This is a genomic window from Streptomyces sp. NPDC026500 (assembly GCF_055567635.1).
In genome coordinates this window covers 16,146-31,725 of the sequence record NZ_JBVHQB010000024.1, presented here as the reverse complement: position 1 = coordinate 31,725, position 15,580 = coordinate 16,146, and the positions used below count along the sequence as shown (strand labels likewise).

The 15,580-nt window shown below is 70.3% G+C and carries 16 protein-coding genes; 10 read left to right on the top strand and 6 right to left on the bottom strand.

Translation table 11 applies throughout. From position 1 onward, the window contains the following. Positions 1-17: 17 nt before the first annotated feature. The 6 genes from ACZ4N5_RS33925 to ACZ4N5_RS33900 form a co-directional block, all read right to left on the bottom strand. Positions 18-410 (bottom strand): MarR family winged helix-turn-helix transcriptional regulator, encoded by a 393-nt coding sequence (locus ACZ4N5_RS33925; protein ID WP_467760863.1) that lies wholly within the window; start codon positions 408-410, stop codon positions 18-20. Between the two features lie 137 nt (positions 411-547). After that, positions 548-898, bottom strand: coding sequence for a VOC family protein (locus tag ACZ4N5_RS33920; RefSeq protein ID WP_467760862.1), 351 nt, complete (start codon positions 896-898; stop codon positions 548-550). A gap of 247 nt (positions 899-1,145) precedes the next feature. After that, the gene (locus ACZ4N5_RS33915) at positions 1,146-2,177 is read right to left on the bottom strand and encodes a LacI family DNA-binding transcriptional regulator (protein ID WP_467760861.1); all 1,032 of its coding nucleotides are present in this window, start codon (positions 2,175-2,177) and stop codon (positions 1,146-1,148) included. After that, on the bottom strand, positions 2,174-3,079 hold the full coding sequence (locus ACZ4N5_RS33910) for a carbohydrate ABC transporter permease (protein ID WP_467760860.1): 906 nt from the start codon (positions 3,077-3,079) through the stop codon (positions 2,174-2,176). The genes ACZ4N5_RS33915 and ACZ4N5_RS33910 overlap by 4 nt, the downstream gene beginning before the upstream one ends. Then, complete coding sequence (locus ACZ4N5_RS33905; RefSeq protein ID WP_467760859.1) at positions 3,076-3,999, bottom strand: carbohydrate ABC transporter permease; 924 nt, start codon at positions 3,997-3,999, stop codon at positions 3,076-3,078. The genes ACZ4N5_RS33910 and ACZ4N5_RS33905 overlap by 4 nt, the downstream gene beginning before the upstream one ends. Beyond that, a complete protein-coding gene (locus ACZ4N5_RS33900) occupies positions 3,996-5,318 on the bottom strand; it encodes an ABC transporter substrate-binding protein (protein ID WP_467760858.1) in 1,323 nt (440 codons plus the stop codon). Before ACZ4N5_RS33900 ends, ACZ4N5_RS33905 begins: the two co-directional genes overlap by 4 nt. 310 nt (positions 5,319-5,628) lie before the next feature. Between ACZ4N5_RS33900 and ACZ4N5_RS33895 the strand changes: the two genes are divergently transcribed. The 10 genes from ACZ4N5_RS33895 to ACZ4N5_RS33850 all read left to right on the top strand — a co-directional run bounded on the left by ACZ4N5_RS33895 (position 5,629) and on the right by ACZ4N5_RS33850 (position 15,463). After that, complete coding sequence (locus ACZ4N5_RS33895) at positions 5,629-7,650, top strand: beta-galactosidase (RefSeq protein ID WP_467760857.1); 2,022 nt, start codon at positions 5,629-5,631, stop codon at positions 7,648-7,650. A gap of 523 nt (positions 7,651-8,173) precedes the next feature. Beyond that, positions 8,174-9,733: a glycoside hydrolase family 53 protein gene (locus ACZ4N5_RS33890; protein WP_467760946.1), complete on the top strand. Its 1,560-nt coding sequence runs from the start codon at positions 8,174-8,176 to the stop codon at positions 9,731-9,733. A gap of 144 nt (positions 9,734-9,877) precedes the next feature. Continuing rightward, positions 9,878-10,165 carry an ArsR/SmtB family transcription factor gene (locus ACZ4N5_RS33885; RefSeq protein ID WP_467760856.1) on the top strand — a complete coding sequence of 96 codons (288 nt, stop codon included), beginning with the start codon at positions 9,878-9,880 and terminating at the stop codon, positions 10,163-10,165. A gap of 4 nt (positions 10,166-10,169) precedes the next feature. Beyond that, positions 10,170-11,150 (top strand): SMP-30/gluconolactonase/LRE family protein, encoded by a 981-nt coding sequence (locus tag ACZ4N5_RS33880; protein ID WP_467760855.1) that lies wholly within the window; start codon positions 10,170-10,172, stop codon positions 11,148-11,150. Between the two features lie 203 nt (positions 11,151-11,353). Next, on the top strand, positions 11,354-11,830 hold the full coding sequence (gene crcB / locus ACZ4N5_RS33875; protein WP_467760854.1) for a fluoride efflux transporter CrcB: 477 nt from the start codon (positions 11,354-11,356) through the stop codon (positions 11,828-11,830). Further along, positions 11,827-12,231 (top strand): DUF190 domain-containing protein, encoded by a 405-nt coding sequence (locus ACZ4N5_RS33870; protein ID WP_467760853.1) that lies wholly within the window; start codon positions 11,827-11,829, stop codon positions 12,229-12,231. The genes crcB (ACZ4N5_RS33875) and ACZ4N5_RS33870 overlap by 4 nt, the downstream gene beginning before the upstream one ends. Further along, on the top strand, positions 12,228-12,602 hold the full coding sequence (gene crcB, locus ACZ4N5_RS33865; RefSeq protein ID WP_467760852.1) for a fluoride efflux transporter CrcB: 375 nt from the start codon (positions 12,228-12,230) through the stop codon (positions 12,600-12,602). Before ACZ4N5_RS33870 ends, crcB (ACZ4N5_RS33865) begins: the two co-directional genes overlap by 4 nt. Positions 12,603-12,685: 83 nt before the next feature. Next, a complete protein-coding gene (locus tag ACZ4N5_RS33860; RefSeq protein ID WP_261706428.1) occupies positions 12,686-13,522 on the top strand; it encodes an undecaprenyl-diphosphate phosphatase in 837 nt (278 codons plus the stop codon). Positions 13,523-13,754: 232 nt separating this feature from the next. Continuing rightward, on the top strand, positions 13,755-14,432 hold the full coding sequence (locus ACZ4N5_RS33855) for a FadR/GntR family transcriptional regulator (RefSeq protein ID WP_467760945.1): 678 nt from the start codon (positions 13,755-13,757) through the stop codon (positions 14,430-14,432). Then, positions 14,429-15,463 (top strand): asparaginase, encoded by a 1,035-nt coding sequence (locus ACZ4N5_RS33850; protein ID WP_467760851.1) that lies wholly within the window; start codon positions 14,429-14,431, stop codon positions 15,461-15,463. The genes ACZ4N5_RS33855 and ACZ4N5_RS33850 overlap by 4 nt, the downstream gene beginning before the upstream one ends. Positions 15,464-15,580: the final 117 nt, after the last annotated feature.

The following is a 15,580-nucleotide window of genomic DNA, read 5'->3' as shown; positions in this document are numbered from 1 at the left end:
GAGAGCCGCCGAGGAGGTCAGTCGTGCAGCATGCGGGCCAGCACGGACCGCTGCAGGGGGAGCACCTCGGCGTGCAGGTCGCGGCCCTTCCGGGTGAGGGCGACCCACACTCCGCGGCGGTCCTCCTGGCAGACGGTGCGTTCCACCAGGCCGTCCTTCTCCAGTCGGCCGATGAGCCGGGACAGCGCGCTCTGGCTCAGATGGACCCGGCCCGCGATGTTCTGCACCCGGCACTGCTCGCCGGGCTCCGTGGCGGTTTCCGAGGCGAGGATGTCCAGGACCTCGAAGTCACTGGCCCCGAGGCCGTGCGGATGCAACGCGCGGTCGATCTCGCACATCGTGCGCGCGTGCACCGAGAGGATGTCCCGCCACTGGTCCTCCAGCCGGGCATCTGGCGTCTTCATTGCCATAACTGAACGGTAACAGAGATCCGGCCACTAATTGAGTGTGCAACTAGTGTGCCTGCATTCAGTCGCCGATCGCCCGCATCCCGTCACCATGGGCCGAGTCCGGTGGCCGTGCGCCTGCTTCCGGCAGCCCGTTCCTGTCAGGTGGTGGGGTCCTGGATCAGCCCGACCTGGTTGCCTTCCGCGTCCTTCACCGACGCGACCAGCCTGCCGTTTCCCACGTCCTGGATTTCCTGCAGCGTCTCGGCGCCGGCGCCGAGCAGGGCCGACAGAGACTCCTTGATGTCGTCGACGTGCCAGAAGGGGACCGGCCCGACCAACCCCTTGGCGTGCCCGTTCGGGTCGAGGCCGACATCCTGGCCCGCGTCCTTGTAACCGACGTAGTACGGCTCGTCCACGTACGGCTCCACTCCCAGCAGCGCGGTGAACAGGGCCTTTGCCTTCGCGATGTCCTTGACGGGGTAGATGATGGTCTTGACTCCGGCGGTCATCTCGACTCCTCCGTGGTGCGCGGCGGCCGTGTCGGCCGGCTGTCGTGCCGCCGGCGTTCCGACGGTCCTTTCACGCTAAGCCGGGGGAGGCGCGTATGGCTTCTCGAATCCTGACCGGCTCGCCGGACCTCCCGGGAGCGGCCCCGGGCCCCGGGGGAGATCCGGTCCCGGGGCCGTTGCGTTTCCGGGGCAGGCCCAGGCCCGGGGCGGCCACTCGGGCGCGCCCCGGCGTGCCGCGGTGCGGCCCTCAGGTGGACTCGCGGCGCACCAGTTCCGTCGGCAGGATCACCGCCGCCGGGTCCTCGCCGCCGATCTGGGCGAGGAGCACCCGGACCATCTCGGAACTGATGCGGTCCCAGGGCTGGCGGATGGTGGTGAGGGCCGGGGTCGCGGCCGTGGCGGCCGGGGAGTCGTCGAAGCCGCCGACCGACACATCCTCCGGGACCCGGCGGCCGGCCTTGCGCAGCGCGGCCAGCACACCCTGGGCCATCAGGTCGGAGGCGACGAACACGGCGTCCATGTCCGGGGCGCGGTCCAGGAGTTGTTCGGCGCCCGCCTCACCGCTGGCGCGGCTGTAGTCGCCGGAGGCGATGAGACGGTCGTCGGCCTCGACGCCCGCCTCGGCGAGCACCTCCCGGTAGCCCGCGAGGCGCTCGACACCGCCGGGGGTGTCCAGCGGGCCGGTGACCATACCGATCCGGCGCCGGCCGAGCGAGAGCAGGTGCGTGACCATGTCCCGGGCGCCGTCCCGGTCGTCGGCGGCCACGTAACTCACCTTGGAACCGAGGCCGATGGGTTTGCCGCACGCGACGAGCGGCACACCCGCCTCGCGCAGTTCCTCGGCGACCGGATCGCCGGAGTGACTGGAGACCAGCAGCACGCCGTCGACATGGCCCGCCGTGATGTACCGGGTGATGCGCCGCCGCTCGTCCTGGGTGCCGGCGAGCATCAGCAGGAGAGGGACGTCGTGCGCGGCGAGCGCCTGGGTGCAGCCGCGCAGCAGGACATTGAAGTTCGGGTCCTCGAAGAACCGCTCCTGGGGCTCGGTCAGCAGGAAGCCGACCGAGTCGGACCGTCCGGTGATCAGCGAACGGGCGTGCCGGTTCACGACGTAGCCCGTCCTGCGGATGGCGGCGTTGACCGCCTCCGCCGAGCTGGGGCTCACATAGTGCCCGCCGTTGAGTACGCGGGACACGGTGCCTCGTGAGACACCGGCCTCGCGCGCGACGTCGTGGATCGTCGGCGGTTTGCGACGGCCCCCCGTATTGCTCATGGTCATGACTTTACGGCTCCGGACAGCAGGTCGAGGCTCCAGAAGCGCTGGATGACCAGGAACAGCGCGACCAGCGGAATGATCGCGAGCAGGGCGCCCGTGATCACCAGGGTGTACAGGGCCGGAGTGTTGGAGCCCTGTTCGAGGAGGGTGAACAGGCCGAGCGTGATCGGGAACTTCTCGTCGTCGCTGAGCATGATGTAGGGGAGCAGGAAGTTGTTCCACACGGCCACGAACTGGAACAGGAACACCGTCACCAGGCCGGGCACCATCATGGGCAGCGCGACCCGCGTGAAGATCCGCCACTCGCCGGCGCCGTCCATCCGCCCGGCCTCGACCACGTCACCGGGGACGGCGGCGGAGGCGTAGATCCGGGCGAGGTACACGCCGTACGGCGAGAGGACCAGGGGCAGGAGCACCGAGGCGTACGAATCCGTCAGGTCCGCCTTGGCGAGGAGCAGGTACTGCGGGATCGCGAGTATCACCGGCGGCATCAGCACGCCCGCCATCAGGACACTGAAGATGGTCTCGCGGCCCCGGAAGCGGTAGATCGCGAGGGCGTAGCCGCTGACCGCCGAGACGGCCGTCGACACCAGGGCGCCGAGCCCGGCGTAGAGCGCGGAGTTGCCCATCCACTTCCAGTAGATGCCGTCGCGGTAGGCGCCGAGTTCCTTGATGTTCTGCGTGAATCCGGTGCCCGGCAGGAAGGTGAACGTCGAGAACAGCTCGCGCCCCGACTTGGTGGCCGCGATCACCACCCAGGCGACGGGCAGCAGACAGTAGAGCGCGCCGAGCAGCAGCGTGAGGGTGGGGACCAGGGCGATCCGGCCGCGCAGTGGCGGTCCCTGGGCGGTGCCGGGCGTCGTGCCGGCGGCCGGCGCGGCCTTGCGGACGGCAAGAGAACTCATCGTGCTTCCTCCTGCTTGGTACGGGAGTTCGCGGCGCGCAGGAAACCGAAGGACAGCACCAGCGTGACCACGGCGATGATCACGGCCTCGGCGGCGGCCGCGTAGATGTCACCGGTGTTGAACGCGTCCCGGTAGACCTTCATCAGCGGACTCCAGGTCGTGGAGACGGAGTTGGTGAGGGGTTTGAGGGTGGTCGGCTCGCTGAAGACCTGGAGCGTGGCGATGATCGAGAAGAAGAAGGTGAGCACCAGGGAGGGCGCCACCATCGGGATCTTGATCCGCAGGGCGGTCTGCAGCGGGGTGGCGCCGTCCAGCTTCGCCGCCTCGAGCACCTCGGCCGGGATGGCCTGGAGCGAGGTGTAGATCACGATCATGTTGAAGCCGGTGCCGCCCCAGACCGCGATGTTCGACAGCGCGAGGAACAGCGGGCCGCCGTCCAGCAGGTTGGGCTGCGGCAGGCCCAGCCTGTCGAGGACGAAGTAGAAGGGGCTGACGTCCGGGAGGTAGAGGAAGCCCCACAGCAGGGCGGCCACGACGCCGGGGATGGCGTACGGCAGGAAGATCGCGAGCCGGGTGAAGGGGGCGAGACGCACCTTCTCCGCGTCGAGCATCAGCGCGAAGAGCAGCGCGAGGCCGAGCATCACCGGCACCACGATGGCGCCGTAGCCCGCCACGCGCAGCGCGCCGTCGACCAGTTCGCTGTCGGTCAGCGCGTCGGTGTAGTTCCTGAGGCCCGCCCAGACTTCCTTGCGGGCACCGGCGCCCAGACCGAGGCCCTTGACCTGGACCTTGTGCAGGCTCAGCCAGAGCGCGTAGCCGATGGGCAGCGCGAAGAAGAGGACGAAGAGGATCGTCGCGGGGAGGAGAAAACCGTACGGGGCCCCCTTGACCCCGTACGGCTTCCGGCGTGCGGAGGTCACTGAGCGACCCCGAAGCCCTGCTTCTTGAGGTCCGCGACGGTGGCGTCCTGCATCGTCTTCAGGGCGGCACCGAAGTCCGACTTGTTCTTGGCGGCCGCGCCGAAGGCGTCGTTGAAGGACGTGTAGGCGACGTTCACGTTCGGGCCCCACGCGGACGGGGCGGTGCTCTTGGCGATCTCCGACGCCTTGGTGTAGAAGTCCGGCTGGTTGGAGAAGAAGGCCGGCGGCTGCGCGAACGCGTCACTGGTCTGTGCGCTCGTGGACGCCGGGTAGATGCCGCTCTCCTTGGCCAGCGCGGCCACCGCCTGCGGGTCCGTGTTCAGCCAGGCGGCGAACTTCGCGGCGGCCGCCTTGTGCGGGGAGTCCGTGGTGACGGCCGTCGAGGAGCCGCCCCAGCTGCCGGTGACGTTCTCACCGGCCGACCACTGCGGCAGCGGGGCCATCGCCCACTTGCCCTTGGTGTCCGGGGCCGCCGTGGTCAGTGTGCCCGGCGCCCACACCGCGCTGACCCAGGCGATCTCCTTGCCCGTGTTCAGCGCCTTGTTCCAGGCCGGCTGGTACATCGGCTGGTTGTCGATCGCGCCCTCCTTGACGAGACCGCCCCAGAAGTCGGCGACCTTTTGGGTGGCCGCGTCGTCGATGCCGACCTTCCACTTGTCGCCGGAGGAGGTCCACCACTTGGCGCCCGCCTGCTGGGCCAGACCGGCGAACTGGCCGGAGTCGTTGGCGGAGAAGGTGGTCAGAGCCTTGTCCGGCGCCTTCTTCTTCAGCGCGCGGGCGGTCTCGGCGAACTGCTCCCAGGTCGTCGGCACCGTCAGGCCGTACTTCTTGAACAGGTCCGTGCGGTAGTAGAACATCATCGGGCCGATGTCCTGCGGGATCGCGTAGACCGCGTCCGTGCCCAGCGTCGTCTGCTGCCAGACGCCGTCGGCGAACTTGGTCCTGGCCTCCTTCGACTCGGCGGCTATGTCGGCGAGCGCGTCATTGCTGACCAGCGTCGGCAGCGCCTGGTACTCGGCCTGGACCAGGTCCGGTGCCTTCTTCGCCTTGTGCGCGGTGAGGATCTTGGTGATGAGCGTGTCGCCCGAGGCCTGCTTCTTCACCTCGACGGTGATCTGCTGCTTCTTCCCCGGCCCCTTGTTCCAGAGGTCGACGACCTTGTCCATGCCCGGCGCCCAGGTCCAGAACGTCAGTGTCGCGGGTCCGGACTGGGATGCGCTCTTGTCGTCGTCCGACGAGCCGCAGGCGGCGAGCGAGGTGGCGCCGAGGACGACGGCGATGGTGCTGGCCACGAGGCGGTTGTGCTTCGTGATGGGCATGGAACGTTCTCCCCTGACCTGGGCCTCCGCCTGTTGCGGAGGCCTGCCCTGTTCTTGCGCGGTTCGCCTTCGTGGCGCGCCGCCCGGCACCGGGAACGCGACCGTGTTCTCGGCCCATCGGGCCTTCACAAAGTCGCCTCTCGACACCGGAGCGCTCCCTTCGGCACACTCGCGGTGCTTCTGTGAGCGTTCACAGTAGAGAAACATCCCGGACACTTGTCAATGGTTGTTGCTGTGCGGTTATGTTGGACTCACGCCGCTGGCGCTGTGTGTGCACGTTCCCAAATGATCGATTACATGGGAGAGATCCATGCCGGAGACCAACCCCAAGGGCCTCACCGGGCTCGCCTTCGGTGGGGACTACAACCCCGAGCAATGGCCGGAAAGCGTCTGGCCCGAGGACGTCCGGCTGATGCGCGAGGCGGGCGTCACGATGGTGAGCGTCGGGATCTTCTCGTGGGCGCTCCTCGAACCGGTTCCGGGCGCCTACGAGTTCGGCTGGCTCGACCGCCTGCTCGACCTGCTGCACGAGAACGGCATACGCGCGGACCTGGGCACCCCGACCGTCGCGCCGCCCGCCTGGTTCTACCGCGAATACCCCGAGGCGCTCCCCGTGGCCGCCGACGGCACCCGCTACGCCTTCGGATCACGCGGCGCCATCTGCCACAGCAACACCGACTACCGCACCGCCGCGGCCTCCATCACAACCCGGCTCGCGACCCGGTACGCCGACCACCCCGCACTCGCCCTGTGGCACGTCCACAACGAGTACGGCGTCCCTGTCTCGGCCTGCTACTGCGATTCCTGCGCCGCGCACTTCCGCCGGTGGCTGACCAGCACCTACGGCACCATCGACGAGCTCAACGAGGCCTGGGGGACCGCCTTCTGGGGCCAGCGCTACGCCGGCTTCGACCAGGTCGACCCGCCGCGCGTGACCCCGACCGTCGGCAATCCGGCGCAGGCGCTGGACTACAGGCGGTTCGCCGACGCGACCATGCGCGAGAACTTCGTGGCCGAGCGCGACATCCTGCACCGCCTCGCGCCCGGCATCCCGGTGACCACCAACTTCATGACCGCCCTCAGCCAGTGCGACTCGGTCGACTACTGGGCCTGGGGCCGCGAGGTCGACCTCGTCACCAACGACCACTACCTGATGACCGACGGCCGCCGTACCCATGTGAACCTCGCGATGGCCGCCGACCTCACCCGATCGGTCGCGGGCGGCGCTCCCTGGCTGCTCCTCGAACACTCCACCTCGGGCGTCAACTGGCAGCCCCGCAACCCTGCCAAGGCGCCCGGACAGATGGCCCGCAACTCCCTCTCCCACGTGGCGCGCGGATCCGAGGGCGCCCTGTTCTTCCAGTGGCGGCAGTCCCGGCGCGGCGCCGAGAAGTTCCACTCCTCGATGCTGCCGCACGCCGGCACCGACTCGCGGGTGTGGCGCGAGGTCGTCGAACTCGGCGCCTCCATCGACTCGTTGGCCTCCGTCAAGGGCACCCGCACGGTCGCCGACGTGGCCGTCCTGTGGGACTGGCAGTCCTGGTGGGCCCAGAACCTCCAGTGGCGCCCCAGCGAGGACCACGACGCACGCGAGCGCGCCGACGCCTTCTACGAAGCCCTCTACGACCGCCACCTCACGGTCGACTTCGCCCACCCGGAAGCCGACTTGTCGGCCTATCCCCTTGTCGTCGTACCCGCCCTCTATCTGATGACCGAGGCCGCGGGGAACAACCTCAGGGAGTACGTCGACGCCGGCGGCACACTGCTCGTCTCGTACTTCTCGGGCATCGTCGACGAGCACGACGCCGTGCACGAGGGCCCCCACCCCGGCGCCCTGCGGGACGTACTCGGCCTGACCGTCGAGGAGTTCTCCCCGCTGCTGCAGGGCGAGCTGGTCCGGATCACCGGGCCCGACGGCTCCGAACTCACCGGCGACGTGTGGACCGAGTTCGTGGTGCCGCGCGGCGCCGAGACCGTCTGGACGTACGCCGACGGGCTCACCGCCGGCCACCCGGCGGTCACCCGGCACCGGAGCGGCGCCGGCTCGGCCTGGTACGTGTCGACGCGCCTCGCGGCCGAGGGGCTGGACGCACTGATCGGCTGGGTGGCCGACGACGCGCGCATCGCGCCGCGCGCCGATCTGCCTCGCGATGTCGAAGTGGTGCGCCGTAGCGGCGAGTCGGGCACCTACGTCTTCGCCGTCAACCACACCTCGTCGGACGCCAAGGTGCCGCTGGACGCGCACGGCACCGAGCTCCTGACCGGCGAACGCGCCGCGGGCCACCTCGCGGTCCCGGCGGGCACCGTGCGGGTCGTACGCCTCGACCGCTGACCCGGGCCGCCGGCTGACCGGGCTGCCGGTCGGCCGGGCGACGACCGCGCGGGGGTCGATGTGCGCGGCCCGGACCATCAACCGGCCTGCGGGTTAGGGACTTGATCGACCCGGCCGCACACCCCGCCGCCCGGGTCGGTGACCAAGCCGACCGCACCACCTGCCGCCGGGTCTGTAGACCCGGCAGATCGAACGTGCCGCCGGGTCCGTCCGTCGACCCGGCAGAGCGAACGTGCCGTCGGGTCTGCTGATACGGCGGCGGCACCGACAGCGTCGGTCGCCAGTCCAGGCGAGTCCAGCGCAACGCGGGCGACCCCCATCCGGGTCACAACCCGGCGACCGCCCCACCCGGACGGGTTCCGTAACCCGCCGGTCAGTCCAACAGCCGTCCGAGTCAAGGGACTCGGCGGCGATCCGACTCCCCTCCGCCCGTGTGAGCCATGAAGCCGCGGGCGGAGGGGGCCACCCCCGGATCCACCGGGGGCACCCTCTCCCCACCACGTCGAAGGGACGACGGACGATGATGTTCCATCCCAGACGCACGCTCAGGGCACTGTTGCTGCCGCTCGCGGCCGGGCTCGCCCTCACCGCCCTCCCCGCGCAGACCGCGCACGCGGCGAGCACCCTGACCAACGCCGGATTCGAGGCCGACGGGGCTGGCGCCGCCGTGCCCAGCGGCTGGTCGGAGTCCGGCACCACCGGCGCCTCGTACGTCGAGGCCGGTGGCCACGGCGGGAGTTACCGCCTCAGCCACTACTCCGCCTCGGCCTACAAGGTGGAGACCTACCAGTACCTCTCCGGGCTGACCAACGGGAACTACAAACTCACCGCGTGGGTGCGCTCGGGCGGCGGACAGAACTCCGCCTACCTCGGGCTGAAGAACTGCGGCGGCACCGAGCAGCGCACTGATCTGCCGGTCTCCGCGAGCGGGTGGATCCACCTGGTCGTGCCCGTCGCCGTGACGAGCAACCAGTGCACGATCAGCGTCTACTCCGACGCCAACGCCGGAAACTGGATCAACGTCGACGACCTGACCTTCACCTCCGGCACCACCGGACTGTCCGTCAAGGGCTCCGACATCTCCTCGCTGGCCAAGAGCGAGGCCTACGGCGGGGTCTACAAGACCAGCTCCGGAACCACCGGCGACGCCCTCGCCATCCTCAAGTCCTCGGGGATGAACTACGCGCGCCTGAAGGTCTGGGTGAACCCGGCCGACGGCTACAACAACAAGGCCCGGGTCCTCGCGATGGCCAAGCGCATCAAGGCGCAGGGCATGAAACTCCTGGTCGACTTCCACTACTCGGACACCTGGGCCGACCCCGGCACCCAGACCAAGCCGGCCGCCTGGGCCGGACACTCGTACAGCCAGCTGAAGACGGACGTCTACAACCACACGTACGACGTCCTGAACGCCCTGAAGGCACAGGGCACCACGGCCGACATGGTGCAGATCGGCAACGAGATCAACGGCGGCATGCTCTGGTCCGAGGGCTCCACGGACAACTTCGCGCAGCTCGCCGGACTGCTCAACTCCGGCTACGACGCCGCCAAGGCAGTCAGCTCCTCCACCGTCGTGGCCCTGCACCTCGCCAAGGGCGGCGATCTCACCGGCACCCGCTGGTGGTTCGACACCGCCCTCACCAACGGCGTGAAGTTCGACGCCATCGGCCTGTCCTACTACGGCTATTGGCACGGCTCGCTCTACGACTTCCAGACCACCCTGGACGACGCGGCCGCCCGCTACAGCAAGCCGGTCTTCGTCGCCGAGACGGCCTACCCCTTCCGTCTGGACAGCGACGACGCGCTCACCAACCAGATCGACACGACCGCCGACCTGGTCTCCGGCTACGCGGCCACGACCACCGGGCAGTCCAACTGGCTGCGGGACGTCATGAACATCGTGGAGGCCGTGCCGAACGGCCGCGGTCTCGGCGTCTTCTACTGGGAGGCCACCTGGACGGCGGTCACCGGCAACGGCTGGGACCCGACCGACGCGACCTCCGGCAACGGATGGGAGAACCAGGCCCTGTTCGGCTTCGACGACAAGGCGCTTCCGGCCATGTCCCTGTTCAGTCACCGCTGAGCGCGGAGGGGCCCGTCCGCCGGTGCGGCCGGGCCCCGTGCCCTTCCGGAGCCGTTGGGCTCCGGCCAGGCTCGTGGAAGGCCGTGCGTGCCGCCCCGGGCTGCGGGACAGTAGCGGGAGACCGCCGCGACGGAGGGGGACGAGATGCTGAAGGGGCCCGTCAACGGGCAACGACTGGACATCCTGGAGTGGTTGCGGAACCCCGCGGTGCACTTCCCGCCGCAGCGCCGCGGCGACCTCGTCGAGGACGGCGTCAGCCCCGAGGCACTCGCCGTCAAACTCGGTGTGAGCCGGGCCGTGGCGCGCACCCATCTCGACCTCCTCACCGGCGTCGGACTGCTGCGCGCCAAGAAGGTGGGGCGGCGGACCTACTACCGCCGCGACGAGTACCGTATCGCCGAGGTCAGCCACTACTTCGAGAAGGGCTGGTAAGCGCGTGGGACAACGGACCGCGGCGGTGGGGCCGACCGCGCTGGTACCCCGGAACGTCCTGCCGCTCGGCGGCCGCGGCCCCGAGGACGTGGTGGCCGACTCCCGGGGCGGGGTGCTGACCGGTCTGGAGGACGGCCGCATCGTACGCGTCGACGGGCTCGGCGACCCCGACCGTACCGGCGTCCGGGTCGTCGCCGAGACGGGTGGCAGACCACTGGGCCTCGAACTCCTGCCGGACAAGGCCCTGTTGGTGTGCGACGCCGAGCGAGGGCTGCTGCGGATCGGACTGGACGACGGGGTTGTCCACGTCCTCGCCGACCGGCTGGCCGGGGTCCCGCTGCGCTTCTGCAGCAACGTGGTCGCCCTCTCGGACGGCACGGTGTACTTCACCGTCTCCAGCCGGAGTTACCCCCTGAAGCAGTGGATCGGCGATCTCGTCGAACACACCGGATCCGGCTGCCTGCTGCGCCTCGCGCCGGGGGAGACGGAACCCGAAGTGCTCCTGGAGGGGCTGCAGTTCGCCAACGGCCTCGCCTCCTCGGCCGACGAGTCGTTCCTCGTCGTCGCGGAGACCGGCGCGTGGCGTCTCGTCCGCTACTGGCTCACCGGGCCGCGGGCGGGCCACGCCGAGACCTTCGTCGACGACCTCCCGGGCCAGCCGGACAATCTCTGGCGCGCCCCCGACGGCCCGATCTGGGTGGCACTGGCGGGCCCCCGCGTCGGTGTCCTGGAACTCCTGCACCGCCGGGGCCCGGCCGTTCGGCGCACCGCGGCACGGCTCGCCGTGCACGCTCCCTTCCGTCCGCCCGGCACCACGGGCGTCCTCGCGGTCGACGACGCGGGCGGTGTCGTGCATCACCTGGAAAGCCGCCGTGCGCGGTTCCGCATGGTCACCAGCGCCTGTGAGGCCGACGGCCGGCTGATCCTCGGAAGCATCTGGGAGCGGGGCCTCGCGGTCTGTGATCTGCCCGGCGCCTCCGACTGAGCCGCCGCGCGAGGCCTTTCGAGGGGCGGCCCGGGTGTGCGCGGCCCGAGCCCCCGGCGTTACCCTGTTCACCGGCCGCGATCTTGCGTCGCGGCGCGGCGGTGGGGCCCGCCGTACCCGAACCGCGGCACGGATGCCGCCAACGGTCCCTGCTTGCGATGCCGTGTGCCCGCACCGGCCCGGCGAGTAGGAGCAGCAGACAGATGACAGTCCCGCACCCTGAGCGCGTCGGCGAATCCGGCACGCCCGTGCGCTCGCCCACGCGGGCGGCTTCCCCCTGGCACGGCCAGGGCCCGGTCGTCGCGGTGGTCGCCCTCGGCGGGGCCATCGGCGCCACGGCCCGCTACGGAGCGGCGCAGCTGTGGCCCACACCGGACGGCGCCTTCCCCTGGACCACGTTCACGGTCAATGTCGTGGGCTGCTTCGTGATCGGCGTCTTCATGGTGCTGATCACCGACGCGTGGAGGGCGCACCGCCTGGTGCGTCCCTTCTTCGGCACCGGAGTTCTCGGCGGCTTCACCACCTTCTCGACGTATGCCGTCGAGATCCGGAAACTGATCGGCACGGGCCACCCGGGCACCGGGCTCGGCTATCTCGCCGCGACCCTGTGCGCGGCGCTCGCGGCGGTGTGGCTCGCAGTGACGGCGACCCGCCGCGCCCTGGCATGGAGGCGGCGATGACAAGACTGACAGGCAGCGCCCTGCGGGTGACGATCTTCATCGGCGAGAACGACACCTGGCACCGCAAGCCGCTCTACGCGGAGATCGTGCACCGCGCCCACGCGGCGGGCCTCGCGGGCGCCAGCGTCTTCCGGGGCATCGAGGGTTTCGGTGCTTCCACCCTCATCCACACCTCGCGGCTGCTCTCGCTGAGCGAGGACCTTCCGGTGGCCGTGATCATCGTGGACACCGAGGAGCGCGTGCGGGCCTTCCTGCCGCAGCTCGACGAACTCGTCACCGAGGGGCTGGTGATCCTCGACGACTGCGAGGTCGTCCGCCACGTGGGACGGGGCGGCATCCCGGAGGGCTCCTCCGACGCCGGCGGCGGCGACCTGCGGGGGAAGGGTGAGAAGTCGTTGTGAACTGGCTGCTGGTGATCGTCGGTGCCGCGGTCGGCGCACCCCTGCGGTACCTCACCGACCGGGCGGTACAGCTGAAGCACGATACGGTCTTCCCCTGGGGCACCCTCGTCGTGAACGTGACAGGGTGCCTGGTTCTCGGTCTGCTGACCGGCGCCGCCTCGGCCGGTCAGGTGTCCGAACACCTGCAACTGCTGATCGGGACCGGTCTGTGCGGGGCGCTGACCACGTACTCGACGTTCTCGTACGAGACCCTGCGGCTGACCGAGACCGGTGCGGGGTTCTACGCTGCCGCCAACGTGATCGTGAGCGTGACGGCGGGCCTCGGCGCGGCGTTCGCCGGGGTCTCGTTTGCGCAAGCTTTGTGGACGTAGATGACGGGCGTCCGCGCGCATAGGTAACACTGTCTCCTGCACCGTCTACAGCACTGTCGACCAACTCCTCAGAACTGGATCCCATGAGCGTCATCAACGTCGGTCAGGCCGTCGTCCTCGGAGTCGTCGAGGGGGTGACCGAATTCCTTCCCGTGTCCTCGACCGGTCACCTCAAGATCACCGAGGGACTGATGAACATCCCCGTCGACGACGACGCCGTCGTCGGCTTCTCCGCGGTCATCCAGGTCGGCGCGATCGCCGCCGTGCTCGTGTACTTCTTCAAGGACATCGTGCGGATCGTCTCCGCCTGGGGACGCGGGCTGCGCAACAAGGACGAGCGGCACAACCACGACTACAAGTTCGCCTGGTGGGTCATCTACGCGACGATCCCGATCGTGGCCGTGGGTCTCGCGGCCAAGCCGCTCATCGAGGGTCCGCTGGCCTCCCTGTGGGTGGTTGCGGGCTCGTTGATCGCGGGCAGTGCCGTGATGTGGGCGGCCGACCAGATGGGCCGCCACAAGCGCGGTGAGGACGACGTCTCGTTCAAGGACGCGATGCTGGTCGGCAGCTCCCAGATCCTCGCCCTGCTCTTCCCCGGCTTCTCGCGCTCCGGCGCCACCATGTCGACGGGCCTCATCCTCGACCTGGACCGCGTCGCCGCCACCCGGCTCTCCTTCTTCCTCGGCATCCCGGCCCTCACCGGCGCGGGCCTGTACGAGCTGAAGGACGCCCTGGGCACCGGAGTGGGCGCCGCTCCGCTGATCGTCGGCACCGTCGTGTCGTTCGTCGTCGCCTACGCCTCGATCGCCTGGCTGCTGAAGTTCGTCGCCAAGCACTCCTTCAACGCCTTCGTGATCTACCGCATCATCATCGGCGTGCTGCTCTTCGGGCTGCTGGGCGCGGGCATCATCGACAGCTGACAGCCGACAGCCCAGGGCGACGGTGCGAGCCGGTCCCAGGGCGTGAACAAGCCGCTCACAGGGGCGCGAAGCCGATCTCCAGGCTTCGCGCCCCTGTGTTCTTCCTCTGTGTTCTTCCTCTGTGTTCTTCCTCGCACCTCGCTTGACATCCCCTTCGGCCGCCCGGAGTATCGCGCCTGTGAACCTGTCAGACAGCCAGACAGGTGGGGCGGTGCCGCGGCGTGTCAGCGCCATGGAAGCGGTGCTCACCCACCTCCGCGAAGCCATCGAGCGAGGCGACTACGCCGTCGGCGACAAGCTCCCCTCCGAGGCGGAGCTCTGCCGCCGTCTGGAGGTCAGCCGCCCGGTGCTGCGCGAGGCGCTGCGGGCCCTCCAGGTGATGGGCCTGACCATGTCCCGCACCGGCAAGGGCACCTTCGTGGTCGCCGACGCGGTCCAGGACCCCACCTTCGGCGACTACGCGGCCGGTGACCTGCTCGAAGTGAGGCGCCATGTCGAGATCCCCGTCGCCGGCTACGCGGCCGTCCGCCGCACCCCGGAGAACCTCGACCACCTCGCCCATCTGCTCGACCGGATGGAGCGGGAGACCGACACCACGGCGTGGGTCGCCATGGACACGATCTTCCACATCGCCATCGCCGAGGCCTCCCAGAACCCCGTCTTCCGCCGCGTCATCGAGGAGATCCGGGATGCGCTGGCCCGTCAGTCGGCCTTCCTGAACGACCTCGGCGGCCGCCGCGAGCAGTCGAACCGGGAACACCGGGCGATCGTCGAAGCACTCGTCGACGGCAGTGAACAGGACGCGGTCGAGGCCATGGCCCATCACCTCGAACGGGTGGACACCGCACTCACCTCCATCGTGCGCCCCGAGCGCACGGACACCTCCACGAAAGGCGGACCCGACGCGTGAACCCGACCCTGACGTACGGCAGTCCGCTCGCCGCGGCGGCCCCCGTGATCCGCGAACCCCTGCACGCGCCCGTCGCCCACCTCGTACGCGGCGGCGTGATAGAGGGCATCCACTACGGTTCGGTCGTCGTCCTGGGCGCCGACGGCGCCGTGGAACTCCGGATCGGCGACATCGAGGCGGCCTTCTACCCGCGCTCGGCACTCAAGCCCGTACAGGCCGTGGCGATGCTGCGCGCCGGGCTCCCGCTGGACGGCGAGCTGCTCGCGCTCACCGCGGCCAGCCACTCCGGCGAGGAACGGCATCTCCTGGGCACCCGGCGCATCCTGGAGACGGCCGGGCTGTCCGAGGAGCGGCTGCGCAACATCCCCGACCTGCCCTTCGACCCGGTCGTCCGGGAGACCTGGATACGCGACGGCCGGCTGCCCTCGCGGCTCGCCCAGAACTGCTCCGGCAAGCACGCGGCCATGCTGTACACCGCCCGCCTCAACGACTGGTCGCTCGACGACTACCTCGACCCGGCCCACCCGCTCCAGCGGGCGATCGCGGACACCGTCGAGGACCTCACCGGACAGGCCGTCGCCCAGGTCACCGTCGACGGCTGCGGCGCGCCGCTGTTCTCCGTCTCGCTGCACGGCCTGGCCCGCGCCGCCGTCCGGATCGCCACCGCCGCGCCGGGCACCCCCGAGGCCCGGGTGGCCGACGCGATGCGCGAGCACGCCGAGATGGCCTCCGGGTCCGGGCGTGACGTCGCCGCTCTGATGCGGGCGGTGCCTGGGCTGCTCGCCAAGGACGGTTTCGAGGGCGTGCAGGTCGCGGCGCTGCCCGACGGCCGCGCCGTCGCCGTGAAGATCGCCGACGGCGCCGACCGGGCGCGCGTCCCGGTGGCCGCCGCGGCCCTGGCCCGGGCCGGGGTCGACCCGGCCGCCCTCGCCGAGTTCGCGGGCGCGCCCCTCCTGGGCGGCGGCGCGGTGGTCGGCAGCGTCCGGCCCGTCAGCGCCCTCGATGCGCTCGACCGGCCCGCGTACGCCTGACGCGCGGCGGAAGCCCTCGCGACCGGCCGCGATGACGCCCGACTTGTGCCGGCGAGGGGTCAGCCGGCGCCGAGCGGCTCGACGGCCCGCAGCCGGCGGAACCCAGGACGGCGGCGG

Excerpts from the sequence above, each read along its gene's own strand:
- ACZ4N5_RS33925 (WP_467760863.1), bottom strand. The coding sequence starts at position 410 with ATGGCAATGAAGACGCCAGATGCCCGGCTGGAGGACCAGTGGCGGGAC.
- ACZ4N5_RS33870 (WP_467760853.1), top strand. The coding sequence starts at position 11,827 with ATGACAAGACTGACAGGCAGCGCCCTGCGGGTGACGATCTTCATCGGC.
- ACZ4N5_RS33900 (WP_467760858.1), bottom strand. The coding sequence starts at position 5,318 with ATGCCCATCACGAAGCACAACCGCCTCGTGGCCAGCACCATCGCCGTC.
- ACZ4N5_RS33885 (WP_467760856.1), top strand. The coding sequence starts at position 9,878 with ATGCTGAAGGGGCCCGTCAACGGGCAACGACTGGACATCCTGGAGTGG.
- ACZ4N5_RS33860 (WP_261706428.1), top strand. The coding sequence starts at position 12,686 with ATGAGCGTCATCAACGTCGGTCAGGCCGTCGTCCTCGGAGTCGTCGAG.
- ACZ4N5_RS33855 (WP_467760945.1), top strand. The coding sequence starts at position 13,755 with ATGGAAGCGGTGCTCACCCACCTCCGCGAAGCCATCGAGCGAGGCGAC.
- ACZ4N5_RS33910 (WP_467760860.1), bottom strand. The coding sequence starts at position 3,079 with ATGAGTTCTCTTGCCGTCCGCAAGGCCGCGCCGGCCGCCGGCACGACG.
- ACZ4N5_RS33895 (WP_467760857.1), top strand. The coding sequence starts at position 5,629 with ATGCCGGAGACCAACCCCAAGGGCCTCACCGGGCTCGCCTTCGGTGGG.
- ACZ4N5_RS33890 (WP_467760946.1), top strand. The coding sequence starts at position 8,174 with ATGTTCCATCCCAGACGCACGCTCAGGGCACTGTTGCTGCCGCTCGCG.
- ACZ4N5_RS33915 (WP_467760861.1), bottom strand. The coding sequence starts at position 2,177 with ATGACCATGAGCAATACGGGGGGCCGTCGCAAACCGCCGACGATCCAC.
- ACZ4N5_RS33920 (WP_467760862.1), bottom strand. The coding sequence starts at position 898 with ATGACCGCCGGAGTCAAGACCATCATCTACCCCGTCAAGGACATCGCG.
- crcB (WP_467760854.1), top strand. The coding sequence starts at position 11,354 with ATGACAGTCCCGCACCCTGAGCGCGTCGGCGAATCCGGCACGCCCGTG.